This is a genomic window from Robertmurraya dakarensis (assembly GCF_900156875.1).
Lineage (GTDB): Bacteria > Bacillota > Bacilli > Bacillales > Cytobacillaceae > Robertmurraya > Robertmurraya dakarensis.
In genome coordinates this window covers 1,130,780-1,155,729 of the sequence record NZ_LT707408.1, presented here as the reverse complement: position 1 = coordinate 1,155,729, position 24,950 = coordinate 1,130,780, and the positions used below count along the sequence as shown (strand labels likewise).

Here is a 24,950-nt window from a genome sequence, read left to right as displayed (position 1 = left end):
CTTCCTTTCACACAGGAAGGTTTTTTTACAAAAAAAAAAAAAACATACCACGAGAGTATGTTCTGTTATTAAAAGATTTGACCACTATTCTTCTGTATTAGGAGTATGACAGCAATCGCATTTTGCATTTGCATAAAGTACCGTTACTTTTTCATCTTCGAAATGATCAATAGTTGTTTCACAAGTTTGGCATACGATGGTACCCATCCTTCATTCCCCTTTTCATTAAGTAATCTTATCATATTGAAAGCGTTTAATTAGCTCTTGAATATATAATAATATATCATTATTAATATTTCAAGCCTAAATTGTATAACACATTAAAGTTTTTTGAGCACTTTTTAATCATAAATTGAACAGTTTAAAGGGAATGAGGAGTTTATTCATTCTAAAAACAGACCTGAAAAAGCTCAGGTCCGTTCTTCTTATTCATATTGAGGAGTATAAGGAGTTTGCGGAAGGGCTAATTTAAAAAACTCAATAAGGTCAGATACTTGCTGTTTATCTTGGATACGAAAGGCAGATTGGATGTACTCGAGATCTTCGAGGTCTTTAGGATCGAGGAGGGTCGAACGGCCAGTTTGCATACAAATAACAAGAGGTTTACCGAAAAACATATTCGTGTAAATAATTCCAAAATCATAGCGTGTTTCTTCTGTTGTAAAACCAACAAATCGAACTTTCGCTTTTTCATTTTCATCATATAACTTATCGAAAAGTTCCATATCTTTCCTCCTTTTTTTTGAATATTTAGAATCTTAGTATAACTTGTTAATGCAATTTTTGCAATAGTTCTAAGTGATTATGTATTAAGTTGTCACAGAATTTTATTAAATGATAAAATAGGAGATAGAATCTTTTTAGTTTTTAAATATATGATAGTAATGGAAGTAGGTCTATTAGAAAAGGGAATTGGGGGATGTAAAATGACTAGCAATGCATACATAAAACTCGTACCAGCATCACTTAAAGAAACCGTTACCACAGAAGATATTAAAGAGCTTTTTCAATATTATAAAGAAATTACAAGCAAAACCGGTAAACAAGTAGGTTGGGATTATAGTCAATCTGCCTTTCCTTATGAAGTAAAAGAAAAGCCTGAAGGAAAAGACCAATGGTTTTATCTAAAGTCTAATCATCATGATTACAATATGATCTTAATCGGTGTGGACGCTGAGGAAGTAACCGAGGATGACGGATCCAAAAGGAAGCAAACCTATATCCAAGTAACACTTCCAGAAACAGCAAAATTCGGAGACAAAGCTAAAGCAAATGAATTCTGTAAATTCCTCGCAAAAAAGTTACAAGGTGAACTCCATTTATTTAATGGAAGAATCATGTACTATTATCCTAGAAAATAAGTAAAAGGGCAGTCAATAAGTCCCTAAAAAAAGCAATTGGAGAAAAACAGCTCGTTTTTCTCCAATTGCTTTTTTATTATATGTATCATTCCCTGAAAGTAGCCGTCGGATACAGGCTACTTTCAGTATATTGTGGGCTAATGCCACAATTCCAAACCCTATAAGAGCCATATGATTCTCTGGAACAAGTGTTTCAATATCAAGAATATGAATTGAATTTGAAGGTTGGCATAGGTTTTAAGTGTTGGAGCTAATTGTCTTTTAGGAGGCATTTTTTCATCAACCTCTGGAAGAAGAGTCATTTGAGTTTTATAATTTGCAGTAGTAGTCGTTGGAAAAACCCCCTTTTAAAATGTTGGTTTGGTCACTTACATCTTAGAAGGACGTTTTCCTGTACTTTTTTATAATTTGATAGTTGATAAGCCAAAAAAGATTTAATATAGGTTGATTGGAACGGAAGGCACGAAGACTCCTGCGGGATGACGGGGCAGGGGAGACCCCACAGGCGCTTAGCGCCGAGGAGGCTCCCCGTACCGCCCGCGGAAAGCGAAGTGCCTGAAGTGGAAATCAACAGCTCCATTTAACCAACATCTATAATTAAAAGGCTGTCAATGGTCAGTTACCTGACTTTTGGACAGCCCCTTTCTCCTTTTACTTAAAATTTTAAATATAATTTAATATTAACTGAATCAACCCATATGCGGCCAAGCTAAATACGCTAATCATAAAGGTTTTTCTTATTGATTTGATCATATAGTTGCCAGAAACAACTGCTATATAGAAAAATACTAGAAACATAAGTATATTATATAAAGGATCATCATATTTTGAGAGCCATTCAATAAGAGTATAACTGCTCCAAATAATCATCTGATATAAAACAACCATATATATCTTCATTTAAACCTCCATTTACTGCTAGAAATAGACTTTACTATATTTTATGAATACACCCCTAATGATATTTTTCATTTATGTAACATTTACATGACAATAAAAGAATAGGACTGTTCATATGTTAAAATATGTTCTAAATCTTGAATGAATGTGAATGACTTCTATTCGAGTTACTTTAGGGAAAAGCGAGGAATTGAGATGAAGGGGCTATCGATCATTATGATGATTTCTCTTTTGTTCATCACTACTGCATGTCAAAAAGAAAAATTAAAAATTGATAGCAGCACTAAACAGATCGTATTTTTCACTGATGAATCTAAATATCAAATTGAAGCACCTTACTATGATGCAATTATTGCTCTGAAGCAGCAATTTCCTGAAGAAATAAAGAATATGTTAATTCTTCCGCCGTCAAAAGCAAAAGATTATTACGATACATTTAAAGTAAAAGAGTGTCCCGCTATTATAGTCATGTACAACGATCAGGTTGTAGCAAGGGTAGATGGGGAAATTTCACGGGAACAAATTGTTAAACCTATCTCTTCCGCTCTTTCTAAATCACAATAAAAAATCCTTCTCGGCCGTCCGAGAAGGATTTTTTACATTATTATTTTAAAATATGAATTGGAGTTCCAAGAGCAACTTCTGCTGCTTCCATTGTAATCTCACCTAGTGTTGGATGAGCATGGATGGTCATAGCGATATCCTCTGCTGTCATACCAGCTTCAATCGCTAAGCCTAGTTCAGCAATGATATCTGATGCATTTGCACCAGCGATTTGTGCCCCGATCACAAGTCCATCTTCTTTGCGAGTGACTAATTTTACGAAACCATCTGTGCTGTCAAGGGATAAAGCACGTCCATTAGCCGCATATGGGAATTTAGCAGCAACAACGTCAATACCCTCATCCTTTGCTTCTTGTTCTAAATATCCTACTGTAGCTAGTTCAGGGTCTGAGAATACTACAGCTGGAATTCCAAGATAATCAATTTCAGATGGATGGCCAGAAATAGCCTCTGCTGCAATTTTTCCTTCATAAGAAGCTTTATGTGCTAGTTGAGGTCCTGGTACAACATCACCAATGGCATAAATATTGCTGACACTTGTACGGCACTGCTTATCAATTTCAATAATACCGCGGTCACTTACTTTAACGCCAGCTTGTTCTAGTCCCATTTCATCCGTATTTGGACGACGTCCAACCATTACAAAAACATAGTCAGCATCAATTTTCTGTTCTTCGCCTTTAGCTTCATAAGAAACAGTCACACCATTTTCTGTTTCTTCAACACCTTTAGCCATTGCTTTTGTAACGATTTCCACACCTTTTTTCTTAAGGCCTTTCTTCACAATAGCAGTCATTTGCTTTTCGAAACCAACGCTTAGAATATCATCCGCACCCTCTAAGATTGTTACTTGCGTTCCGAAGTTTGCATATGCACTTCCAAGTTCAACACCAATTACACCGCCGCCAATTACGACAATCTTTTCAGGTATCTCTTGTAGTGCAAGAGCTCCTGTCGAGCTTAGTACACGCTTAGAGAACTTAAACGTAGGTAATTCAATTGGACGAGAACCAGTTGCAATAATGGCATTTTTAAACGTATAAGTTTGAGACGCTGTTTCGCTCATTACTTTTAATGAATTGCCGTCCACGAAGAACGCCTCACCTTGAACGATATCCACCTTGTTACCTTTTAATAGTCCTTCTACTCCGCCTGTAAGTTTCTTAACAATGCTAGCTTTCCAATCCTGGACCTTAGTAAAGTCCACTTTTACGTTTTCAGCTGTAATTCCGTAAGCATCAGAATGCTTTGCTGTTTCATAGCGATGCCCAGCTGCGATTAGAGCCTTTGAAGGAATACAGCCGACATTTAGACAAACTCCTCCAACGTGCTCCTTTTCTACGATCGTTACCTTTTGGCCTAGCTGAGCAGCACGAATGGCTGCAACATACCCACCAGGGCCTGATCCGATGACTATAGTATCTGTTTCAATCGGGAAATCTCCAACTACCATGTATTACGCCTCCATTAACAATAGTTCAGGGTCATTTAATAAACGTTTAATATGGTTAAGAGCATTTTGTGCAGTTGCTCCATCAATCATTCTGTGATCAAAGCTTAAAGATAGTGCAAGAACAGGAGCTGCTACAATTTCGCCGTCCTTAACAACTGGCTTTTCGGCAATACGACCAATACCAAGAATGGCAACTTCAGGATGATTAATAACCGGTGTAAACCATTGACCACCTGCTGAACCGATATTTGTGATTGTACAAGATGCACCTTTCATCTCATCAGGAGCTAGTTTACCATCTCGTGCTTTTCCTGCCAACTCATTAATCTCATTTGAGATATTGAATACAGATTTACGATCTGCATCTTTAACGACCGGAACTAACAAGCCTTTTTCAGTATCAGCAGCAATTCCGATATTGAAGTAGTGCTTATGAACAATTTCTTGTGTTGCATCATCAAGTGATGTATTAAGAACTGGGAATTCACGCAATGCGCTCGTTAAAGCTTTTACAACGTAAGGAAGGAATGTAAGCTTGATTCCTTTGTTTGCAGCAACTTCTTTAAACTTCTTACGATGTGCAACAAGCTTTGTAACATCAATTTCATCCATTAATGTAACATGCGGTGCAGTATGTTTAGAGTTAACCATCGCCTTCGCAATTGCTTTGCGGATACCGCTCATCTTTTCACGAGTTTCAGGATATTCTCCAGCTGGGATCGGCATAGGAGCTGCTTTTGTTTCAGCTTCTGGTGCTTCTGGTGCTGCCTGCCCTTCAGCTTTAGCGGCTGCTGGTGCTCCACCACTTAAGAAAGCATCTATATCTGATTTAAGTACTCGTCCGTTGTCACCTGAACCAGCAACCTGACGGATATCTACACCATTTTCGCGCGCATACTTACGAACTGATGGCATTGCAATAACTCTTCTATTAGGATCTGCCTGTTCAGTTGCTGCAGCAGGTGCTTCTGCTGCTGGAGCTGGTTCTGCAGATTTAGCTTCCTCTTTTGGAGTTTCTTCTTCATCGCCTTTAAATTTTAAATCTTCATATCCAGGCGCATCAAACGTAATTAGTACTTGGCCAACTGTAGCAACAGTTCCTTCATCAACAAGTACTTCTTCAACTGTTCCTTCTACCGGAGAAGGAATTTCTACGACCGCTTTATCATTTTGGACTTCACAAAGAACGTCGTCTTCTTGTACTTTATCTCCTGGTTTTACAAACCATTTTACTATTTCACCTTCATGGATACCTTCACCAATATCAGGCAATTTAAATTGGAATGCCATTGGAAACACCCTCCTATTGTTGCTTTCATTTGTGTATAGATTAGGGCTAGTCCCTATTAAAAGTTAAATACTTTCTTTGCTGTTTCGATAATATCCTTATAATTCGGAAGCCATACAGCTTCAGCTTGAGGGAATGCGAATACAGTATCTGGTGCTGCTACACGTAAAACTGGTGCTTCTAAACTTAAGATCGCACGATCGTTGATTTCAGCAACTACATTAGCAGCAACTCCCGCTTGTTTTTGTGCTTCTTGTACAACAATAGCACGGCCCGTTTTTTCAACAGAAGAAATAATCGTATCAATATCTAATGGACTTACTGTACGTAAATCAACTACCTCTACAGAATGTCCTTCTTTTTCAAGCTCTTCCGCTGCCTTAATAGATTCATGAACCATTGCCCCATATGTAATAATGGATAGATCAGAACCTTCACGTTTCACTTCTGCTTTTCCTAATGGAATCGTATATTCTTCTTCCGGTACCTCTTGTCTGAATGAACGATACAACTTCATATGTTCAAGAAAAATAACAGGATCGTTATCACGAATTGCGGAAATTAATAATCCTTTAGCATCATATGGAGTAGAAGGAATTACTACTTTTAAACCTGGCTGCTGTGCCATTAAACCTTCTAAGCTGTCCGCATGCATTTCAGGAGTATGTACCCCGCCGCCAAATGGTGAACGAATCGTTACAGGAGAATGGTAGCGGCCACCTGAACGGTAGCGCATACGAGCTAATTGACCAGAAATAGAATCCATTACTTCGTAAACGAACCCAAAAAATTGAATCTCAGGAACTGGACGGAATCCCTGTAAACCAAGACCAACTGCCAGCCCGCCAATACCAGATTCAGCTAACGGTGTATCAAACACACGATCTTCTCCGAATTCTTTTTGAAGACCCTCTGTTGCACGGAAAACCCCACCGTTAACGCCTACGTCTTCACCGAATACGAGTACATTCGGATCATTACGCAGTTCTGTTCGTAACGCATCCGTGATTGCTTGAATCATTGTCATTTGCGCCATGGTTTATTTCGACTCCTTCTCTTTATATAGTTCATATTGTTCTTTTAAATTATGTGGCATTTCTTCATACATAATAGACATTAAATCCGTTACTTTTTGTTTTGGAGTATTATCCGCTACTTTAATTGCTTCTTTAATGTCTTCTTTTGCTTTTTCGATCGTTTCATTTTCCATTTCTTCATTCCAAATTCCCTTGCCTTCAAGGAACTTACGGAAACGAACAAGCGGATCTTTCTTTTCCCATTCATTATCTAGTTCTGCTGTACGATAACGAGTTGGGTCATCCCCCGCCATTGTATGTGGACCATAACGGTATGTTAATGTCTCAATTAAAGTTGGACCTTCACCATTGACCGCACGCTCACGAGCTTCACTCACAGCCGCATACACAGCTAACGGATCCATACCATCCACTTGAATACCAGGAATACCAGCTGCTACTGCCTTTTGTGCAAGTGTTTTTGCTGCAGATTGTTTTTCAACAGGAGTTGAAATTGCAAAACGGTTGTTTTGAACAATGAAAATAGCTGGAGCATTGTATGCACCTGCAAAGTTAATACCTTCGTAGAAGTCACCTTGAGATGTTCCACCGTCACCAGTATACGTAATCGCTACTGTCTTCTGACCGCGCTTCTTCATTCCTAGTGCAACACCAGCAGTCTGAACATACTGTGCACCAATAATGATTTGTGGGGAAATAACATTAACTCCTTCTGGAATGTTCCCACCTTCAAAATGTCCTCTTGACCATAAAAATGCTTGAGATAGTGGTAAACCATGCCAAACAATTTGAGGTACATCACGATAACCGGGTAAAATAAAATCTTCTTTTTCTAATGCGAATTGTGAAGCCAGCTGAGAAGCTTCCTGTCCTGCTGTTGGCGCATAGAAACCTAAGCGGCCTTGTCTATTAAGGGAAATTGAACGTTGGTCAAGAATACGTGTATAAACCATACGTCTCATTAACTCTTGTAGCTGATCATCAGATAATTTTGGCATTGCCGCTTCATTTACGACCTCACCATTTTCATTTAATACCTGCAATGTTTGAAACTGCTCTTCTACTTTTTCGAGTTGCTTTTTAACATCGAAATTAGCCTTCGTTTTAGAAGCCATTGTAGTCACCTCTTCCTTTCAATTAAAAGAATTATTAAAGTGATTTTCGTTCCCTTATATCGCAACGATTTGCCATTGGTCCAAGAAGTAATCACTCGAATTGATATGTAGGGATAATGAATATAACAAAAATTAGGATACCCGAAACGGAATCTTATTAGAAATATTTCTCAAGGGAAAATATGCTTACACAAATATCGACCCCTTAGATTCAATAACTTTAAAAGCAAACATACTTTTAAAAACTAGTTTTCCACAATTTCTGTCAAAATAAAACAATGGGATTCATATTTATGATCCATCAAACTGTATTACTATTTTCTCAAAAAATACTAATACAATATTTCTTTCGTTTCTTAGTGTACAACAATGAAATTCTTTTAGTCAATCACTTAGACTCAAGTTTTCAACCTTTTTCAGTTGTAAATATTAAGATTAATCTAAAATCTGTACTACAAAAAATACCATACTGTACTATATAACAACCATTCCATCCGAACTGTTATAATAAAGATAGTTATTTAAGAATAATTTTAAAGTGAAGTTTATCACTTTAAGTATTCAAAAAAAAGAACCGGTTATCCCGATTCCTACTATGATGGGTTATTTTTTTGTTTCTATTCCTGCACTTTCATAAAATTCTTCTTTTATTACATTATATTCCTTCGTTTTTTCATTAAATATTTTATTTGATTCTAATACGTGCTCATATGCTTCATTAATTTTAAGAACTTTCTCTTCTAGCGTTTCTATCGGTACATTCCCTTTTTGAAAAAGTTCATATAATTCTTGGTCCAATTCTAACCCAGTTAAATATTGTTCATATAAATTGTCATGTGATTCGTACCTAGTCATCATAGTATCGTATAACTGTTTGGCCTGACCTTGTAAAGTTTCTTCATCCAATTCTTCAATTAGCGGCAAAATCGATTCAAATTGCTGCTTCGAAGATCTTAAACTTTCCTTCTCTTTGTCCATATGCTCTTTTCTATCTTGAACAATTTTTATGGCTTCCGTCGCTAACTCTTTAATCTGCTCTTTTTCTTTCATACCTAGTTCAATAATTTGACTATATAATTCCTGTTCTTTCTTTTCCAATTCAACTAAGGGCTCTTGCTGCATTTCAAATTGTTTTTCGGTTTCAACTACTTTTTCTAATATTTCATACATTTCATTCACTGTTGCTTTCGAGTTCATACATGCTGTTAATGTCAAAAATCCACCTAATAGAAAAATATAAAGATAAATTCTCTTCACAAAAAGCACTTTTTCGCCTCCTTTATTGACAATTCTTACTATAGCGACTGTCCTACTGTTTTACAATAGAGAAACCCCAAAAAATGGAAAACTTATTAGATAACCTATCCAATCACAGGGAATGATATGACATTTGGAGAATAAGTTATTATAATGTAAGAAGCAGTTATTTATGGGAGTGAAGTACGATGATAACAATGGAAGACATTATACGGGACGGGCATCCGACTTTAAGAAAAGTTGCGGAAGAGGTTGTCCAGCCTGCCTCCGAGGAAGATAAAAAAATACTAAGCAGCTTGCTTGAATACGTAAAAGCGAGTCAAGATCCTGTAACAGCAAAAGAAAAAGGACTTCGTCCAGGAGTAGGACTGGCTGCTCCACAGATAAACATCTCTAAAAGAATGATTGCCGTTCATGTTACGGACGAAAAAGACCAGCTTCATAGCTATGCTCTTTTCAATCCAAAAATTATTAGTCATTCAGTTGAAAAAGCTTATTTATCTACCGGTGAAGGATGTTTATCGGTCGATGAATCCATACCAGGGTATGTACCCAGATATGCTAGGGTTACAGTGAAAGCCACAACTCTTAATGGAGAAGAAGTAAAACTGCGCTTAAAAGGATTGACAGCTATTGTGATTCAACATGAAATTGATCACTTGAACGGAATTATGTTTTATGATCATATCAATAAAGAGGATCCATTTAAACCAGTGGATAACGCGATTGCGATCGATCGTTAACCTATAAAAAGGAACTTCCAGAGGAAGTTCCTTTAAATTAAATCGAGTTCTTTTAAACCATACCAAATCCCATCTTCCCCTACATCCTTCGTAATCAAATCTGCATGCTTCTTAACTTCTTCCTTAGCATTTCCCAACGCCACACCAGTTCCTACTGTCTTAATCATTTCAATGTCATTCAAACCATCTCCAAAAGCATAAACATCTTTTAGTTCAAACCCAAGTCTTTCAATCATCTTACTAATCCCTTCTGCCTTCGATCCACCCATTGGAATGACATCTGTCGATAAAGGATGCCATCTTAAAAACAGAAAATTATTAAATTCGTCGATATACTTATTTTCTTCCCCTTCTTTACAAAAAAGCAAGGACTGATAAATATCACGATCCAAATAAAAATCCTCATCCTTTTCAGGGTGTGCAAATTTCAAACTCGCCATGCTTTCTTTTATAAAATCATGATGTGAGACAGTAGCTTTCATTGTTTTTTCATTCATTAATACGATCGGGTGATTGTTACTTTTCGAAAATGATATTAAGCGGTTTAATTCATTGTGATCTAACGGGTTTTTATATATCACTTCATTTTCGAACACAACATATTGTCCATTAAAGCTGACAAATGAGTCTATATCCAATTCTTTTCTCAAACTTTCAAACATAAAGGGTGCCCTGCCTGTCGCAATCGCAACAAAGGTTTCAGATCTTTTTAATAACTGAATAGCTTCTTTTGTTTTCGCCGGTAATTTTTTATCATGGTCCAGTAATGTACCATCTATATCAAAAAACACAATTTTTTTCATTTCTACTCTATTCCCTTTCAAACATTCTTTTTTTGCTACTAGTATTGATCTATCATCTTGATTGTATTTCCACGATAAACTTCCTCTCCATCCTTTGTCAATTTTATTTGTGAAACTACCTTTGCCTCAATGACCACTTTTATCCATGAGAGAAAGATTGAATTCTTCATATAATATAGGTAAGAAAAACAATCTACCTCGGACGAATTTTTCTTTACTTTAGACAATTACCGTATAATACTAGAAGTAAGGAGATGATCCACAATGTTAAAGAAGCTTAGAAAAAAGCTTGTTGATCAGTGGAAAGAATTGCTTCGAAAAAAATCAATTGCATAAACACCAGCAAAAGCGGCAATAAAGAGCTGGAAACAATCTTTTATATTATTCCTAAAAAGAGCCCTTCTAACTTGCGAAGGGCTCCTTCCTTATAGTAAATTGAGATATAGTATATATTTACATAATCATTACTCAGTTACCAAAATTTATAAAATTGCCCATAAAAAAGAAAAGGAATGAAATAGCTGTCCTTTTCTTATATAATAAATAAAGCTACTATCGGAATAAGGAGAGAAATGAAATATGGTATTCAAAGTGTATTATCAAGAATTAATGAAAGAAGTTCCAGTTCGAGAAAAAACGAAGTCATTATATGTGGAAGCGGAATCCGTAAGAGAAGTGCGTACAAAATTGGCAGACCGTCCATATAATATAGAGTTTGTTACGCCCGTTCAAGGTGCATTCTTAGAATATGAACAAAAAAATGAAGACTTTAAAGTATTGGAGATAGGATAATTTATGAAATTTGTCAAAAATGACCAAACTGCTGTCTTTGCACTTGGCGGTTTGGGTGAAATCGGTAAGAACACGTATGGAGTACAGTTCCAAGACGAAATCATCTTAATTGATGCTGGAATTAAATTTCCAGAGGATGAACTGCTTGGAATTGACTATGTTATACCTGATTATACTTACTTAGTTAAAAATGAAGATAAAATAAAAGGGCTATTCGTAACTCACGGTCATGAGGATCATATTGGCGGAATACCTTATTTATTAAAACAAATCAATATTCCTGTTTATGGAGGGAAATTGGCATTAGGACTTATCCGTAATAAATTAGAAGAACATGGTTTATTACGTCAGGCTAAGCTCATTGAAATTAAAGAAGATGACATCATTAAATTCAGAAAAACATCCGTCACTTTCTTTCGGACTACACATAGCATTCCTGACTCTTATGGGATTGTCGTGAAGACGCCGCCAGGGCAAGTAGTTCACACAGGTGATTTCAAGTTTGATTTTACCCCTGTTGGAGAGCCTGCAAATCTAACAAAAATGGCTGAGATCGGTAAAGAAGGGGTTCTATGTTTATTATCTGACAGTACGAACAGTGAAGTCCCAAATTTCACGATGTCAGAACGAATTGTTGGAGAGAATATACATGATATATTCAGAAAAGTAGACGGCCGGGTTATCTTCGCAACTTTTGCATCCAATATCCACCGTCTCCAGCAAGTGACAGAGGCAGCGGTGGCAAACGGCAGAAAAATTGCGGTATTCGGCAGAAGTATGGAAGCTGCCATCGCCATCGGACAAGACTTAGGATATATTAGGGCACCAAAAGATACATTTATTGATGCTGGTCAAATTAACCGTCTTCCAGTTAATCAAGTTACCATTCTTTGCACAGGTTCGCAAGGAGAACCAATGGCTGCTCTTTCACGGATTGCAAACGGAACACATCGTCAAATACAAATAATCCCAGGTGATACTGTCGTTTTCTCATCTTCACCTATTCCAGGCAACACAATCAGCGTTAGCAGAACAATTAATATGCTGTTTAGAGCAGGGGCCGATGTGATCCATGGTAAAGTAAGTGATATCCATACTTCAGGGCACGGCGGCCAGGAGGAGCAAAAATTGATGCTTCGTCTGATTAAGCCTAAATTCTTTATGCCAATCCACGGTGAATATCGTATGCAAAAAATGCATATGAAACTTGCGGCAGATTGTGGAGTTGCTCCAGAAAACTGTTTTATTATGGACAATGGTGAAGTACTTGCTTTAAGTGAAGATACCGCACAAGTAGCTGGTAAAATCCCATCAGGCAACGTATATATTGACGGAAGCGGCATCGGAGATATCGGAAATATCGTATTACGTGATCGTCGTATTTTATCTGAAGAAGGCCTGGTAGTAGTCGTCGTCAGCATCAATATGAAGGACTTCAAAATCGCTGCAGGACCTGATATCATATCACGCGGTTTCGTATATATGCGCGAATCAGGTGATTTAATAAGCGATGCACAAAGCTTAATTTCAAAGCATTTGAACAAGGTGATGGAACGAAAAACCACGCAATGGTCTGAAATCAAGAATGAGATTACAGACACTCTTTCACCGTTTTTATATGAGAAAACGAAACGTCGTCCAATGATCCTTCCGATCATTATGGAAGTTTAATTAATTAATACTTCAACAAAGAAGCACTCCGAATATAGGAGTGCTTCTTTATATATATGCTTAATCAAGTTAACTCATAACTTTCTTTTCAAAACGATTTATATCTGAATCAGCCCCAATTACAATTAAAATGTCGTTTGCATGAATAATCTCATTTGCGTTTGGTGAGACAATTATATCTTTTCCTCTTTTAATGGCAACAATATTAATACCGTATTTTGCACGTATGTCCAATTCAATAATTGTATTCCCAGATAATTTTTCACTAGCGACAATTTCAACGATGCTGTGCTCATCTGATAGTTCCAAGTAATCTAATATACTTTTCGATACCATTTTATGCGCAATTCTCTTGCCCATATCTCTTTCTGGATGTACTACACTATCCGCGCCAATTTTCTTCAACACTTTTTCATGATAATCATTCTGTGCTTTTACCGTGATATGTTTTACTCCCAATTCTTTCAAAATTAAGGTCGTTAAAATACTCGCCTGAATATCATCACCAATAGCAACGATCACGTGGTCAAAGTTTCGAATTCCCAGCCCTTTTAGAACGGATTCATCAGTTGTATCACCCACCACTGCATGTGAAGCAATCATAGCAAATTCATTAACACGATCTTCATTATTATCGATTGCTAAAACTTCCATTCCTTGTTCGGCCAATTCACGGCATATACTGCCGCCGAAACGCCCTAATCCAATTACAGCAAATTCCTTTTTCACAAAAACTCCCCCGGAAGTTAAAATATGTTCCATTTTACCATATAACTATAGTAGAACATACATCAGACTAAGAAAACACAAAAAACCAGGACCTTGAAACTAGGCCTGGCTTCCTTTGTATTCGATATATTTTGTTATTGTTGTTATAGCTTTGCCAATCGCATTTTCATTAGGGTTAAGTTTTGAGTGGTGTAAACCATAACTTGAGTCAACTCCTAACCAAAACATAAATCCAGGAATTTCTTTAAGCATATAACCAAAATCCTCACCAGTCATAGCTTTATCACAGTGTATTAACTCAATATCAGTCTGTTGTTCTACAAATCCCATAAATTCTCTCGTTAATTTTTCTTCGTTATAGACTTGGTGATACATACTTCCATAATCAATAGCAGCTTCACAGTTATAACCTGCTTCAATCCCTTTAACAAGGGCAGTTATCCGGTTTTTAACCATATCCATTGACTCGACAGAAAGAGTTCGGATGGTACCTTCTAACCTCGCATTTTCAGCAATGATATTTTGAACCGTTCCGCTCGTTATTTTTCCGATGGTAATAACAGCACTGTCAAGGGGATTGACATTTCTTGATATAATGGATTGCAGCTGTGTAACAAGCATGCTGGCAGCAACGACCATATCATTCGTTTGATGAGGATATGCAGCATGGCCGCCTTTCCCTTTTAAATCAATGAAAAGTTCAGATGTGTTAGCAAACAATAACCCTTCCTTAACAGCAATAGATCCCACTGGATACTCTGGTGCAATATGCAGGGCTATTATCATATCAGGCTTCCATGCCTTCATAATATCAGATTCGAGCATAGGCTGCGCTCCACCTGGTCCCTCTTCTGCAGGCTGAAAGATAAAAAGTAAGGAATCATCGATGGGATTATTTACAAAATGAGTAAGCACCCCTAGAGCAATACTCATGTGAAAGTCATGTCCGCATGCATGCATCTGTCCTGGATGCTCTGATACAAATGGCAGCTGGGTTTCTTCGCCAATGGGAAGACCATCTATATCTGTACGATAACCAATTATTTTAACAGGATTGAGACCATTTATTTTAACAAATATCCCTGTTCTCCATGTCTTGATTTCGAGCCTTTCCTGTGGCAAAGAATGAAGATAATTTAATAAATAGCGCTGTGTTTTGTGTTCTTGAAAACCTAATTCCGGTATTTTATGTAAATCTCTTCTTATTTGAACAAACTCCAAATTGCAGCCTCCTTACAATAACGTATTAAGAAAGCGTGGATAGCTATCCACGCTTTTAGTCCAATTAGGCCTTGAACTTGACCATCTCTAATCTAAATCTGACGAAGGGCCTGCATAATTTCAGTCTTCGAAAGTGTTTTCTCATCAATTTCTTTAATTACACGGGCAGGTACACCTGCTACTAGTGTATTAGGCGGGACATCCTCTATTACAATAGCACCAGCTGCTACTCTTGCTCCTTTTCCAATTTTAACACCTTCGAGAACGACTACATTTGCACCAATTAGGACATCATCTTCTACAACAACTGGTTTTGCAGAAGGGGGCTCAATGACACCTGCTAAGACCGTCCCCGCACCAATATGACAGTTTTTCCCGACTGTTGCTCTTCCTCCAAGTACAACATTCATGTCAATCATAGTTCCATCGCCAATTACGGAACCAATGTTAATAGATGCACCCATCATAATAACAACATTGTCTCCAATTTCTACTTGGTCACGGATAACCGCACCTGGCTCAATACGCGCATTAATGTTTTTCATATCCAGTAATGGAATTGCAGAATTTCGACGATCATTTTCTACTACGTAATCTTCAATTTTTTCTTTATTGGATTCAATCGCAGGTCCAACCTCACTCCATTCACCAAAAATCACACCAGTATTTCCAGTTATAAAAGTTTTGGCATTCTCTCCAAAATCAATACCTTCAAGGTCCCCTTTAACATATACCTTTACAGGTGTTGATTTTTTACTATTCGCAATAAACGAAATAATCTCGTTAGCATCCATCATTTTGCTCATACTTTTGTTCCTCCCTGCGAAATTATGTATAGGTTCTCAATATTTTCCAGAAAAATCCTATAAATAGGGTTATTCCCGAACACTACTTTAACAGACAAAAGCAATGAAGACAAGCCTAAATATCATTATTTTCCTCGTGTAAAAATTCTTTTATTATACTGACAAAAGCTTGCACTTGCTTCAACTGAAAAGCTGATTCATACCCTAAAAGCCATGTGTCTCTATGCAGTGGTTTTCCATCTTCATCAAGCAAAGGAATTTTAAAGATATCCTGTTCACCGCCATGAAGTGTTATCGCTGGCAAAATCGCATATCCAATCCCGTTAAAAGCCATCTGTTTACATGTTTCGATTTGATCAACAACAATCGTTCTTTTCGGAAGAGTCTGGAATTGCCGATGCCACCAATCTTGGATTTCTTGATAATAATTAGAATCACTTTTGAATTGAATAAAAGGACGATCGGTCACCAGCACTTGTTCAGGTGAAGTGATTTCTTTATCTACTAGATACAAGCTGTCTTGAAACAGATGAATTTTCATCCCTTTCCAGTCTGGTGTCCCCCGAATAATCCCAATATGTACTTGGTCCTCGTATAGAGCTTTTAAAATTTCACTGCTCCAGCCCGTCACCAAGGAGATCTTCGCATGTGGATAGCGATTGACAAATTTTTTTAAGACTTGGGGCAGCCAATTCTGCCCGACAATTGAAGCAACCGCGATTCTTAGAGTTCCGTATACTTCTGAATTCATGGCGTTAATGGATTCTTTGACTTTCTCTTCTTTATCGAGGACTTCGTTAACAAACTTTATAACAAGTTCTCCTGCTGGGGTTAGTGATAAGCCTTTTTGAGATCGAATAAACAGCTTTGTACCCCACTCATTCTCTATATTTTGCAGCCGCTGTGACAGAGCTGGCTGTGATACAAACAACCTTTCAGCTGCTCTGCGCATATTCATTTCTGAAGCTAAAACAGAAAGGAGGTGATAGGCAGATAGTGTTGACAAATTCACACCTTCTTTTTACAGTTTTTCAGCAAAATTAATTCCTGTAATTGTATTATTAATAAAAAATTACGGCCTCCTATTCATTAGGAGGCCCAGTAAATATTATAACGAAAAATTCTTGTGTAATTGTTCCAATATCGTCCTTCTTGTAAGGATCCCCTCAAAATAGCCTTCCTTACTTTCAACACAAAGAAATGGGTGATTGATCAACAATTCTAAACATGCTTTCACGCCAGTGTCTAGCGTTACTCTTGGGATATCCTTATTCATGACTTCCTCAACAGGCTTTTCCTCAAGCTTCTCGAATTCAATTCGTTCAAGACCAAGTATAGCCTCCATTATAATCGGAGTACTGATTAATCCGTGTAATTTATATTGAGGATCAAGCACAGGAATAGCTGTGTAACCGCTTTTTGTAAGTACCAATAAAGCATGCTCTAAGCTATTTTTAATTTGAACATGAGCAACCCGTTCTGAAGGAATCATATAATCCCGAATATTCATCTCTAAAAATTCTCCACTGTGAAGACTAATCATAGCGAAAACCCCTCATTAATGTTTTCATTCTATCTTATTCTATCACAGTTTCATTTGGGATGCGTATGATTGCCTATCCTTTACTTGTTTCAATATTTCTTTTTTCATAAAGACATTTTGGACATTGATAAATCACGTTTTGGTTCGATTGCGCCGTTAATACATGATTCATTTCAACTTCAAATGAGCAGTTCGGGCACTTTACTGTTGGAATCATACTTTCACCTCGAGGATGTGAATTCAGCATCATGACCTTCGCCTTTAGTCCTATTGGATTAAATCAAATATTTCAATAGTAATCATATCGATATTATCAAACTGATATCTCTTCGGCTTTTCCTTCTCATTGTATACTTCTAATTCGTACGTCTCCGTTTTCGGATGATATGTAACCTGACACTTTTTTTCTCCATTTACTTCAAAAAAACGCTGAGCAGGCTCGCCATTACTTCCTTGCTCTTGGAGATTCTTTAATCTTGTAATAATACCTTGCAGCTGTGACATATTCCCTCTCCTTTCGAAACAAACCTAAGCTGATTTACTCATAGGTTTCTCTTTTGACATGTTTCTATCCATTTAGATTAATTTCAGAAAATTCTTACCTCCGCTTTACATGCCAATATTTACAGCATAAAATAATGTTAGTGCTTTGCACAAGAAAAACCTGAAAAAAGGGGGATTTTTTTTGAAGAATGTGGAACAACTCTTAGAAAAGATCTATTTAATAGACGGCCATGATTTACAGTTAGAGCAACGTACAGGTACATATGTATTGGCTGAAGATGAATTGACCATTATTGAGACAAGTGCTAGTCCTTCTATCCCATACATTCGAAGCGGATTAACGGAGCTTGGTTTTTCACCAGAGGATATTAAGTATATTATTGTTACACATATTCACCTTGATCATGCTGGAGGGGCGGGATTATTTCTACAAGAGTGCCCTAATGCAAAAGTCATTGTTCACCCAAAAGGAGAAAGACATTTAGCAGATCCTGCTAAATTGATTGCAGGAGCTAGAGCAGTATATGGAGAAAAGTTCGACTCTTTGTTTAATCCGATTCTTCCAATTCCTAAGGAACGATTAATGGTGATGCATGATAAGGATTCTTTTTCCATAAGTGAAAATTGCACGCTTACTTTTTACGATACCCCGGGTCATGCAAACCATCACTTTAGCATACATCATTCCGGTGTAAATGGAATGTTCACTGGAGACACTTCAGGAATTTTGTATCAGCCGCTTTTGCGTGATGGGATTGAATTTTACTTACCAACCACATCTCCTAACCAGTTTGATCCTGACAAGATGCTTCAATCTATGGAATTGTTTAAAAGTTTGCAATTAGATTATATCTTTTTCGGGCACTATGGAATGTCTAAAAACCCGAATGAAGTTTACAAGCAGGTCTCCTATTGGCTTGATCAATTCGTGGATAAAGCTGAGGAAGGATACCAACAAGCAGATACGATTGAACAACAAATCGAGGCAACCACAAATGGCCTTGTACAAAGAATAAAAAGACATTTGCAGGAACTTGGAGTCCCAGACCATCATGAAGTTCATGAAGTCATTAAACTTGACATGGAGGTCTGTGCTATGGGATTAATTGAATATCTACATAAAAAAAGTACTAAATAATCTGTACATGTATAGAACTGGGGGTAAACAGCTTTGCCAAAAATCACGCTTTACTCACAGCCGGACTGCCCGCCCTGTGAAATTACAAAACGCTTTTTAACAGAATACGGATTTAATTACGAGATTAAAGATATTATGAAAGATCAAAATGCGAAAAATGATCTTATCAAGAAATATAATTCGTACTCCACTCCCACCATCGTAATAGATGAGGATACAATTATCACAGGATTTGACATTCAAAAATTAAAAGATGCTTTAAAGATTGAAATATGATTGAATGCAAAAGCTGGTGCCTTCCGGGGCACCAGCTTTTTCACCACCAGCCTGTATAGAAACCAAAAAATATGATCGCAAAAAACCATAACAAAAAGGCCAAGGCATAACTTAAAAAAACCGGGTTTTTTATATAAACATGTCTCTTCACATTGGAAGATATAGATGCATCTAATTCTCCCTTAACCTCTTTTTGCCCCTTTGCTGCAGACAGTGTAAATCCTAGAGAAAATACAAGTATTCCGATACAAATGAATGTCAAGGTTAATATGAACATACTCATGGGTAATCCCCCCACCTTTAAGAAAGTATTACTCTTACCTTTCCAACATTCATTTGTAAATATTCTTGTTAAATTTAACAGTTAGCACCGGACATTATAAGAGAACTGTTTGTTCATGGGAATGAGATACTATATGCAAAGCATTAGCTTACCCTACATTAAAAAAAGATTTCGGAGATGAGAGGAAAGGCGTATCTATTACCCCTATGTCCCGCCAGTCTATCTAAATCAAGAAGGGTCAAGGAACCTGTCTCCTTGACCCTTCTTGATTTATCCTTCTTAGAATTTGTCACTGTGGCACCCAAAAGAATCTTGTTTCACAATTTATGTTCCTCAGGTGGTTAATTCAAAGTAAATAACTTAACATCGACAAGATCAAACAGTTTGTCCCGTTCGAACAAATAACATTACATGATCATGTCATGTCATGATTATCTAATAGCTTAAACCACTCTATTTATTTCCTATAAAACATCTAAAGTTCTCCTTAAAGTAGCTTCGGAAGAATACATTATCCTAAAAACTCTAGTAAAAGGATCATATGCTAAGGTTGACTCCATAAAAGTACCCGTGAGCTCCAAGGATCATATGGTACTAAACTTTTAGCTTTATATATGGGTCGATAAAAACTTTTCCCGTTTACATTTAGCATGCTTGCAGCAAATGAAAAACTACTATTAGAGATTGCCATAACATCGCATTGACTTAATAAGTAAAAGTCAGGGTAAAAATTACAATTTGGAAATAGTTGATTCATTTCACTCTGATCGAAGATATTGTTTGAGGTTATTGGGCTGTATTCAGAGAAGTCGTGTATTACTGAATCTATATCATCGCTAGCAATAAAAAGAACTGGTTCTTCTAACGTAGGCCAGATTTGCTCTAATAATTCCTTGTACCACTCAGTAGGAGCTGCATAGAAAAATCCCCTCAGTTCAGAATCTTTGTAATGTAGATAATCCCCTCTTCTAAGGTGAAGCCCAATGATTGTCTTACCTTTTGAACGTAGCCTTGTCATACCCTTTTGCAAAAAGCTTTCAATCGATGGTACTGGTGTAAATAAGGAACGTACATAATCTTTATATGATGAAATATGACTTGTATGAAATTGAAAATATCCCCAAAGATCAACATTTGTGTACGGGGGTTCTTCATGTTCAAATACATTTTCGTCGATTGTCCCTATATTTTTAACTTCGTTTTTAAATTCATCTTCGACAACAGTTGGGTATCTTTTAGAGACTTTCGGGTCTCTTGCATTGAATAAATAATTGCCAATCCATCTAGGTGTCTGTACTTCTAATCCAAAAACTTTTCCATATATTTTTAAGAAAGCATACTGAAAAATTTGATTTCCAAACCTTCCATTTTTACCAAGAGTTGTCATAGCAATGACTTGTTTTTTCATAAAACTCACCTCCAACAACATACTTCCAATTTTTGAAAGAGCATAAAAATTTCTTATTCATTGAAGATTATCCTCTAATTCTTCCCATGTCATAAAAAGGCGAGTTATGTCTTCTTCAACAAGTTTCTTACCTAGTTGGACTTCAATTACCTCTAACTCAGTAACAGCTTTAATACCATGCTTTGATCCTATGGGAATTTCCAAAACATCACCCGGTTGAACATCAAAGATTTGATTGTCGAGAACGAACTTTCCTTCCCCTTTTATAATTGTCCAAACTTCCATTCTATGATTATGATATTGATAACTTAAATTCTTCCCAGGTTTGACGATAATTTTTTTAGTTAAAACTTTATCTCCACTCTCATATTCGGTGTAATCTAGTACACTGTAGTAACCCCAGCGACGTTCTTCAAACATCGGTCTATCTTGGAAATGGGCAATTAAGTCTTTAATTTTCGAACTCGCAGACTTGTCCGAAACTAAGATTCCATCTGAACTACATGCAATTACAAGATTCGTCAGCCCCTGTGCGATAACAGGGATATTTAATTCATTAATTACATGGGTATTTAATGAATCATCACTTACAATGCCTCTCCCTAACAAGCTTGAATTCATTTCTTCTGTTAGAGTATTCCAAGTCCCAAGATCCTTCCAATTACCATTATAATGTACTACAGTGACTTGACTTTCCTTTTCAACTACTTCATAATCAAAGCTCCTAGTGGGTAACTGTCCGTATAGCTCGTAAAACTGATCATAATTAGCTGGCCATCCATTTTCTTTGATTATAGAGATGATATAGCTAAGTTTAAAAGCGAAAACTCCACAGTTCCATAGTGCACCGTCTTCAATTAATTTTTTGGCTGTTGCTTCGTTTGGTTTTTCAATAAACTTTCTTACGGGTAAATAATTAGGTTGTTTTTTTTTATTTTTTCCTTTTTTGTCAGGTAAAATATATCCATACTTCTCTGATGGATAGGTAGGTGTTGCCCCAAGTAGGACGAGATTTGAATTTGATTGTTCAACGATGGAATCTAATTGGTTTATTTTTTCAAAGTATTCATTTTCTACATATGCATCAACAGGCAGTACACAAATTATTTCATTTAAAGGCATCTTTTCTTTTGAGTATAAATATAAACAGGATAAGGCTATAGCAGGAAAAGTGTCTCTTTTGTGAGGTTCGATAATTAATGGTATATCTGTCCCTAACTGATTTTGTATGATATCGACTTGCGTTTTACTTGTTGTAATATAGGTTTTGTCTTTTAAACTATTGGACTGAAGCTGTTCCCAAACTCTTTGGACCATAGATTCAGGTTGTCCCTCTTTATTCTTCAAAAGTTTTAAAAATTGTTTAGATCTTGATTCATTTGATAACGGCCAAAGTCTTTTACCAGATCCTCCGGATAATAGTATTAATTTCAAATGATTACCCCTTTTTCCTTTTTTTAAAAATTACCTTATACTTTCTCACCTTAGGCATGATTATTTTTAATCAAAAAAAACATTAGGACTAAAACCTTCTGACTCTAGGATTTTTTCTTTTCGTGCTTCCTTTAAATCATGTTCAATCATTTCTTTTACTATCGTTTTTAGACTAATTTTAGGTGACCACCCTAATTTCTTTTTGGCTTTTGTACTATCACCGATTAACAAATCTACTTCTGTTGGTCTATATAATTGGGGATCTACAACTACTACTTCTTTGCCAATTGGTAATTGGTAGTTTAAATCATGACAAGCTCTCACATAGCCTTTTTCGTTTTCTTTTTCTCCTCTAAATTCTATTTCAATGCCTAGTTGAGAAAATGAAAGCTTAACAAACTCTCTCACCTCTGTGGTAATGCCGGTTGAAATGACATAATCATCTGGTTTATTCTGTTGAAGAATTAACCACATAGCCTCAGCATAATCTCTTGCATGACCCCAATCCCTTTTAGCATTCAAATTTCCTAAATAGAGCTTTTCTTGTAAACCCAACGCGATTCTTGCTGCACTTTTGGTTATCTTTTTAGTAACAAATTCTTCTCCTCTGATGGGACTTTCATGATTAAATAAAATTCCGTTACACGCAAACATTTCATATGCTTCTCGATAGTTTACTGTTATCCAATAGCCGTAAAGTTTTGCAACAGCATAGGGGCTTCTTGGATAAAATGGTGTGTTCTCCTTCTGAGGTACCTCTTGAACCTTTCCATATAGTTCTGAGGTAGAAGCTTGATATATTTTTGTTTTTTTGATTAATCCCAATATTCTTACGGCTTCCAAAATTCGTAACGTTCCTATCCCGTCCACATTCGCTGCATATTCTGGAGTTTCAAAACTTACGTGAACATGGCTCATGGCAGCTAAATTGTAAATTTCATCAGGTTCAATCTTTTTAATAATGCGTACTAAGTTGGTAGAATCAGCCATATCGCCATCATGTAATTGAAAATTTAAATAATTATTTTTCGTTATTAGTTCCCTAATTCTCTCAGTATTGGATAGTGAACTTCTCCTTTTTAAACCGTGTACAACATAGCCCTTTTTCAATAAAAGGTGAGCAAGATAAGCCCCATCTTGACCAGTAATACCTGTAATTAACGCTACTTTTGTCATGATATAAACCTCACTAGTTTTACATTGTATATCAATAACTTATGTTTCACTCAAAAGAAGAGGTAGGGCGAATTTATTAATTTTCAACAATCTATAAAATATAGACTCTAGAAATAACAGCTGAATTTTCTTTGCATACAATATCTTGTATTTATATTAATGAAGCCTGCAGAAAGGTTCTGATTATTCATATAATTTATTAATATCAAAGAATTTAATATGTAACAGGTTTACCGAGTTATGGTAATGATCGATGGAGAAAAAAGATTGCTTAAAGTTGAAGTACAAAAATACAGAACCAGTTTATTGGTATAAGGAATTAAATGAATTTGACTGGTGGTGAGGAAAATGAAATTAGACAGTAAAATTTATGTAGCTGGACATAGCGGTATGGTAGGGTCGGCAATTGTTCGACGTCTACATCAACTTGGTTACAAGAATATTGTCACGAAGACTTCAAAAGAACTTAATTTAATAAGGCAAGATGAAGTAGAGAAATTTTTTGAAGAAGAAAGACCAGAGTTTGTATTTTTGGCTGCGGCAAAAGTGGGAGGGATTTATGCTAACGATACTTTTCCAGCGGAGTTTATCTACAATAATCTTATGATCGAAGCAAACGTTATTCACAATGCTTACAAATATAAAGTTAAGAAGCTATTATTTTTAGGCTCATCTTGTATATATCCGAAGATGGCTGCACAACCAATTAAGGAAGAGTACTTACTTACAGGCCCGTTGGAGTCTACTAATGAAGCCTATGCCATGGCAAAATTGAGTGGTATAGCATTATGCAAATTTTACCGAAAACAGTTTGGATGTAACTTTATTTCAGTCATGCCTACAAACCTCTATGGGATTAATGATAATTTTGATTTGAAAACGTCCCATGTTCTGCCTGCACTTATAAGAAAATTCCATGAAGCCAAAATCAACGGAGATCAACAAGTAGTGATTTGGGGGACAGGAAAACCAAAAAGAGAGTTTTTATTTGTTGATGATTTAGCGGATGCTTGTGTGCATCTCATGAAAAATTATAATAATGAAATGCATGTAAATGTTGGAACAGGGAAAGATTTAGAAATTGGTAAACTAGCAAATATAATAAAAGATGTGGTTGGATATGATGGTGATATTATCAATGATCTAACTAAACCGGATGGAACACCAAGAAAATTACTTGATGTAAGTTTGTTAAAAAGTACTGGGTGGACATCCTCCACCAATTTAAAAGAAGGAATAGAAAAAGTGTATCACTGGTACGTTAGTCAATACCATAAATGAATAATCTTCTTCTTATAAAGTTTAACGGTTAACGACTAGGGAGCTGGAGATTAAGTGACCCACTTTCATTACCTTTTTTGTATACTTTTACTAACTTTAGATAACCCTGTGGACGTTCCATAAATCACGGAAAACAGATTATATTTTATGTTATAGGGGATTTTTCT

General features: G+C 36.4%; 26 protein-coding genes. 8 read left to right on the top strand and 18 right to left on the bottom strand.

Annotated elements, in window-relative coordinates:
- Positions 1–84 precede the first annotated feature (84 nt).
- Positions 85–207 carry a GapA-binding peptide SR1P gene (locus CZ487_RS06825; protein WP_077211377.1) on the bottom strand — a complete coding sequence of 41 codons (123 nt, stop codon included), beginning with the start codon at positions 205–207 and terminating at the stop codon, positions 85–87.
- A 218-nt stretch (positions 208–425) separates the two neighbouring features.
- Positions 426–725 (bottom strand): DUF3055 domain-containing protein, encoded by a 300-nt coding sequence (locus CZ487_RS06820; protein ID WP_077211376.1) that lies wholly within the window; start codon positions 723–725, stop codon positions 426–428.
- Positions 726–926: 201 nt separating this feature from the next.
- Between CZ487_RS06820 and CZ487_RS06815 the strand changes: the two genes are divergently transcribed.
- Together CZ487_RS06815 and CZ487_RS06805 are read left to right on the top strand one after the other, a co-directional pair.
- The gene (locus CZ487_RS06815) at positions 927–1,361 is read left to right on the top strand and encodes a DUF1885 family protein (protein ID WP_077211890.1); all 435 of its coding nucleotides are present in this window, start codon (positions 927–929) and stop codon (positions 1,359–1,361) included.
- A 1,095-nt stretch (positions 1,362–2,456) separates the two neighbouring features.
- The gene (locus CZ487_RS06805) at positions 2,457–2,825 is read left to right on the top strand and encodes a hypothetical protein (protein WP_077211374.1); all 369 of its coding nucleotides are present in this window, start codon (positions 2,457–2,459) and stop codon (positions 2,823–2,825) included.
- Positions 2,826–2,865: 40 nt separating this feature from the next.
- On the opposite strand, the gene lpdA is transcribed toward CZ487_RS06805, so the two are convergent.
- The 5 genes from lpdA to CZ487_RS06780 all read right to left on the bottom strand — a co-directional run bounded on the left by lpdA (position 2,866) and on the right by CZ487_RS06780 (position 8,984).
- Positions 2,866–4,278 carry a dihydrolipoyl dehydrogenase gene (lpdA, locus tag CZ487_RS06800; protein ID WP_077211373.1) on the bottom strand — a complete coding sequence of 471 codons (1,413 nt, stop codon included), beginning with the start codon at positions 4,276–4,278 and terminating at the stop codon, positions 2,866–2,868.
- Between the two features lie 3 nt (positions 4,279–4,281).
- A complete protein-coding gene (locus CZ487_RS06795; RefSeq protein ID WP_077211372.1) occupies positions 4,282–5,568 on the bottom strand; it encodes a dihydrolipoamide acetyltransferase family protein in 1,287 nt (428 codons plus the stop codon).
- A 56-nt stretch (positions 5,569–5,624) separates the two neighbouring features.
- Positions 5,625–6,602, bottom strand: coding sequence for an alpha-ketoacid dehydrogenase subunit beta (locus CZ487_RS06790; RefSeq protein ID WP_077211371.1), 978 nt, complete (start codon positions 6,600–6,602; stop codon positions 5,625–5,627).
- 3 nt (positions 6,603–6,605) lie between these two features.
- The gene (gene pdhA, locus CZ487_RS06785; protein WP_077211370.1) at positions 6,606–7,718 is read right to left on the bottom strand and encodes a pyruvate dehydrogenase (acetyl-transferring) E1 component subunit alpha; all 1,113 of its coding nucleotides are present in this window, start codon (positions 7,716–7,718) and stop codon (positions 6,606–6,608) included.
- Between the two features lie 603 nt (positions 7,719–8,321).
- Entirely contained in the window at positions 8,322–8,984 is a 663-nt protein-coding gene (locus CZ487_RS06780) for a YkyA family protein (RefSeq protein WP_077211369.1), read from the bottom strand.
- A gap of 179 nt (positions 8,985–9,163) precedes the next feature.
- Here CZ487_RS06780 and def point away from each other — a divergent pair, with 179 nt between their 5' ends.
- Positions 9,164–9,718: a peptide deformylase gene (gene def, locus CZ487_RS06775; protein WP_077211368.1), complete on the top strand. Its 555-nt coding sequence runs from the start codon at positions 9,164–9,166 to the stop codon at positions 9,716–9,718.
- A 32-nt stretch (positions 9,719–9,750) separates the two neighbouring features.
- On the opposite strand, the gene CZ487_RS06770 is transcribed toward def, so the two are convergent.
- Positions 9,751–10,521 carry a Cof-type HAD-IIB family hydrolase gene (locus CZ487_RS06770; protein WP_077211367.1) on the bottom strand — a complete coding sequence of 257 codons (771 nt, stop codon included), beginning with the start codon at positions 10,519–10,521 and terminating at the stop codon, positions 9,751–9,753.
- A gap of 579 nt (positions 10,522–11,100) precedes the next feature.
- Here CZ487_RS06770 and CZ487_RS06765 point away from each other — a divergent pair.
- Both CZ487_RS06765 and rnjA read left to right on the top strand, forming a co-directional pair.
- Positions 11,101–11,313, top strand: coding sequence for a DNA-dependent RNA polymerase subunit epsilon (locus tag CZ487_RS06765; RefSeq protein ID WP_077211366.1), 213 nt, complete (start codon positions 11,101–11,103; stop codon positions 11,311–11,313).
- Between the two features lie 3 nt (positions 11,314–11,316).
- The gene (gene rnjA / locus CZ487_RS06760; RefSeq protein ID WP_077211365.1) at positions 11,317–12,984 is read left to right on the top strand and encodes a ribonuclease J1; all 1,668 of its coding nucleotides are present in this window, start codon (positions 11,317–11,319) and stop codon (positions 12,982–12,984) included.
- A 69-nt stretch (positions 12,985–13,053) separates the two neighbouring features.
- On the opposite strand, the gene CZ487_RS06755 is transcribed toward rnjA, so the two are convergent.
- The 6 genes from CZ487_RS06755 to CZ487_RS06730 form a co-directional block, all read right to left on the bottom strand.
- Positions 13,054–13,713: a potassium channel family protein gene (locus CZ487_RS06755; RefSeq protein WP_154676014.1), complete on the bottom strand. Its 660-nt coding sequence runs from the start codon at positions 13,711–13,713 to the stop codon at positions 13,054–13,056.
- A 99-nt stretch (positions 13,714–13,812) separates the two neighbouring features.
- Entirely contained in the window at positions 13,813–14,934 is a 1,122-nt protein-coding gene (locus CZ487_RS06750; RefSeq protein ID WP_077211363.1) for an N-acetyldiaminopimelate deacetylase, read from the bottom strand.
- Positions 14,935–15,026: 92 nt separating this feature from the next.
- On the bottom strand, positions 15,027–15,740 hold the full coding sequence (gene dapD, locus CZ487_RS06745) for a 2,3,4,5-tetrahydropyridine-2,6-dicarboxylate N-acetyltransferase (protein ID WP_077211362.1): 714 nt from the start codon (positions 15,738–15,740) through the stop codon (positions 15,027–15,029).
- A gap of 115 nt (positions 15,741–15,855) precedes the next feature.
- The gene (locus tag CZ487_RS06740) at positions 15,856–16,746 is read right to left on the bottom strand and encodes a LysR family transcriptional regulator (RefSeq protein ID WP_077211361.1); all 891 of its coding nucleotides are present in this window, start codon (positions 16,744–16,746) and stop codon (positions 15,856–15,858) included.
- 102 nt (positions 16,747–16,848) lie between these two features.
- On the bottom strand, positions 16,849–17,283 hold the full coding sequence (cbpB, locus tag CZ487_RS06735) for a cyclic-di-AMP-binding protein CbpB (RefSeq protein ID WP_077211360.1): 435 nt from the start codon (positions 17,281–17,283) through the stop codon (positions 16,849–16,851).
- Between the two features lie 267 nt (positions 17,284–17,550).
- Positions 17,551–17,787 carry a YkuJ family protein gene (locus CZ487_RS06730; RefSeq protein ID WP_077211359.1) on the bottom strand — a complete coding sequence of 79 codons (237 nt, stop codon included), beginning with the start codon at positions 17,785–17,787 and terminating at the stop codon, positions 17,551–17,553.
- A 181-nt stretch (positions 17,788–17,968) separates the two neighbouring features.
- Between CZ487_RS06730 and CZ487_RS06725 the strand changes: the two genes are divergently transcribed.
- Together CZ487_RS06725 and CZ487_RS06720 are read left to right on the top strand one after the other, a co-directional pair.
- Complete coding sequence (locus tag CZ487_RS06725) at positions 17,969–18,925, top strand: MBL fold metallo-hydrolase (protein WP_077211358.1); 957 nt, start codon at positions 17,969–17,971, stop codon at positions 18,923–18,925.
- A gap of 33 nt (positions 18,926–18,958) precedes the next feature.
- A complete protein-coding gene (locus CZ487_RS06720) occupies positions 18,959–19,201 on the top strand; it encodes a glutaredoxin family protein (protein ID WP_077211357.1) in 243 nt (80 codons plus the stop codon).
- 40 nt (positions 19,202–19,241) lie between these two features.
- Here CZ487_RS06720 and CZ487_RS06715 read toward each other — a convergent pair whose 3' ends face one another.
- From CZ487_RS06715 to gmd, 4 genes are all read right to left on the bottom strand, one after another.
- A complete protein-coding gene (locus tag CZ487_RS06715; RefSeq protein ID WP_077211356.1) occupies positions 19,242–19,484 on the bottom strand; it encodes a hypothetical protein in 243 nt (80 codons plus the stop codon).
- Positions 19,485–20,028: 544 nt separating this feature from the next.
- Positions 20,029–20,892, bottom strand: coding sequence for an alpha-1,2-fucosyltransferase (locus CZ487_RS06710; RefSeq protein WP_077211355.1), 864 nt, complete (start codon positions 20,890–20,892; stop codon positions 20,029–20,031).
- Positions 20,893–20,949: 57 nt separating this feature from the next.
- Positions 20,950–22,326 (bottom strand): sugar phosphate nucleotidyltransferase, encoded by a 1,377-nt coding sequence (locus tag CZ487_RS06705; protein WP_077211354.1) that lies wholly within the window; start codon positions 22,324–22,326, stop codon positions 20,950–20,952.
- Between the two features lie 66 nt (positions 22,327–22,392).
- Entirely contained in the window at positions 22,393–23,502 is a 1,110-nt protein-coding gene (gmd, locus tag CZ487_RS06700; protein WP_077211353.1) for a GDP-mannose 4,6-dehydratase, read from the bottom strand.
- Between the two features lie 348 nt (positions 23,503–23,850).
- On the opposite strand from gmd, the gene fcl reads away from it, so the two are divergent.
- Positions 23,851–24,783 (top strand): GDP-L-fucose synthase, encoded by a 933-nt coding sequence (gene fcl / locus CZ487_RS06695; protein WP_077211352.1) that lies wholly within the window; start codon positions 23,851–23,853, stop codon positions 24,781–24,783.
- Positions 24,784–24,950 lie beyond the last annotated feature (167 nt).

Coding starts and splice junctions, on each gene's coding strand:
- CZ487_RS06825 (WP_077211377.1), bottom strand. CDS start 207: ATGGGTACCATCGTATGCCAAACTTGTGAAACAACTATTGATCATTTC.
- CZ487_RS06820 (WP_077211376.1), bottom strand. CDS start 725: ATGGAACTTTTCGATAAGTTATATGATGAAAATGAAAAAGCGAAAGTT.
- CZ487_RS06815 (WP_077211890.1), top strand. CDS start 927: ATGACTAGCAATGCATACATAAAACTCGTACCAGCATCACTTAAAGAA.
- CZ487_RS06805 (WP_077211374.1), top strand. CDS start 2,457: ATGAAGGGGCTATCGATCATTATGATGATTTCTCTTTTGTTCATCACT.
- lpdA (WP_077211373.1), bottom strand. CDS start 4,278: ATGGTAGTTGGAGATTTCCCGATTGAAACAGATACTATAGTCATCGGA.
- CZ487_RS06795 (WP_077211372.1), bottom strand. CDS start 5,568: ATGGCATTCCAATTTAAATTGCCTGATATTGGTGAAGGTATCCATGAA.
- CZ487_RS06790 (WP_077211371.1), bottom strand. CDS start 6,602: ATGGCGCAAATGACAATGATTCAAGCAATCACGGATGCGTTACGAACA.
- pdhA (WP_077211370.1), bottom strand. CDS start 7,718: ATGGCTTCTAAAACGAAGGCTAATTTCGATGTTAAAAAGCAACTCGAA.
- def (WP_077211368.1), top strand. CDS start 9,164: ATGATAACAATGGAAGACATTATACGGGACGGGCATCCGACTTTAAGA.
- CZ487_RS06770 (WP_077211367.1), bottom strand. CDS start 10,521: ATGAAAAAAATTGTGTTTTTTGATATAGATGGTACATTACTGGACCAT.
- CZ487_RS06765 (WP_077211366.1), top strand. CDS start 11,101: ATGGTATTCAAAGTGTATTATCAAGAATTAATGAAAGAAGTTCCAGTT.
- rnjA (WP_077211365.1), top strand. CDS start 11,317: ATGAAATTTGTCAAAAATGACCAAACTGCTGTCTTTGCACTTGGCGGT.
- dapD (WP_077211362.1), bottom strand. CDS start 15,740: ATGAGCAAAATGATGGATGCTAACGAGATTATTTCGTTTATTGCGAAT.
- cbpB (WP_077211360.1), bottom strand. CDS start 17,283: ATGATTAGTCTTCACAGTGGAGAATTTTTAGAGATGAATATTCGGGAT.
- CZ487_RS06730 (WP_077211359.1), bottom strand. CDS start 17,787: ATGTCACAGCTGCAAGGTATTATTACAAGATTAAAGAATCTCCAAGAG.
- CZ487_RS06715 (WP_077211356.1), bottom strand. CDS start 19,484: ATGAGTATGTTCATATTAACCTTGACATTCATTTGTATCGGAATACTT.
- CZ487_RS06710 (WP_077211355.1), bottom strand. CDS start 20,892: ATGAAAAAACAAGTCATTGCTATGACAACTCTTGGTAAAAATGGAAGG.
- gmd (WP_077211353.1), bottom strand. CDS start 23,502: ATGACAAAAGTAGCGTTAATTACAGGTATTACTGGTCAAGATGGGGCT.
- fcl (WP_077211352.1), top strand. CDS start 23,851: ATGAAATTAGACAGTAAAATTTATGTAGCTGGACATAGCGGTATGGTA.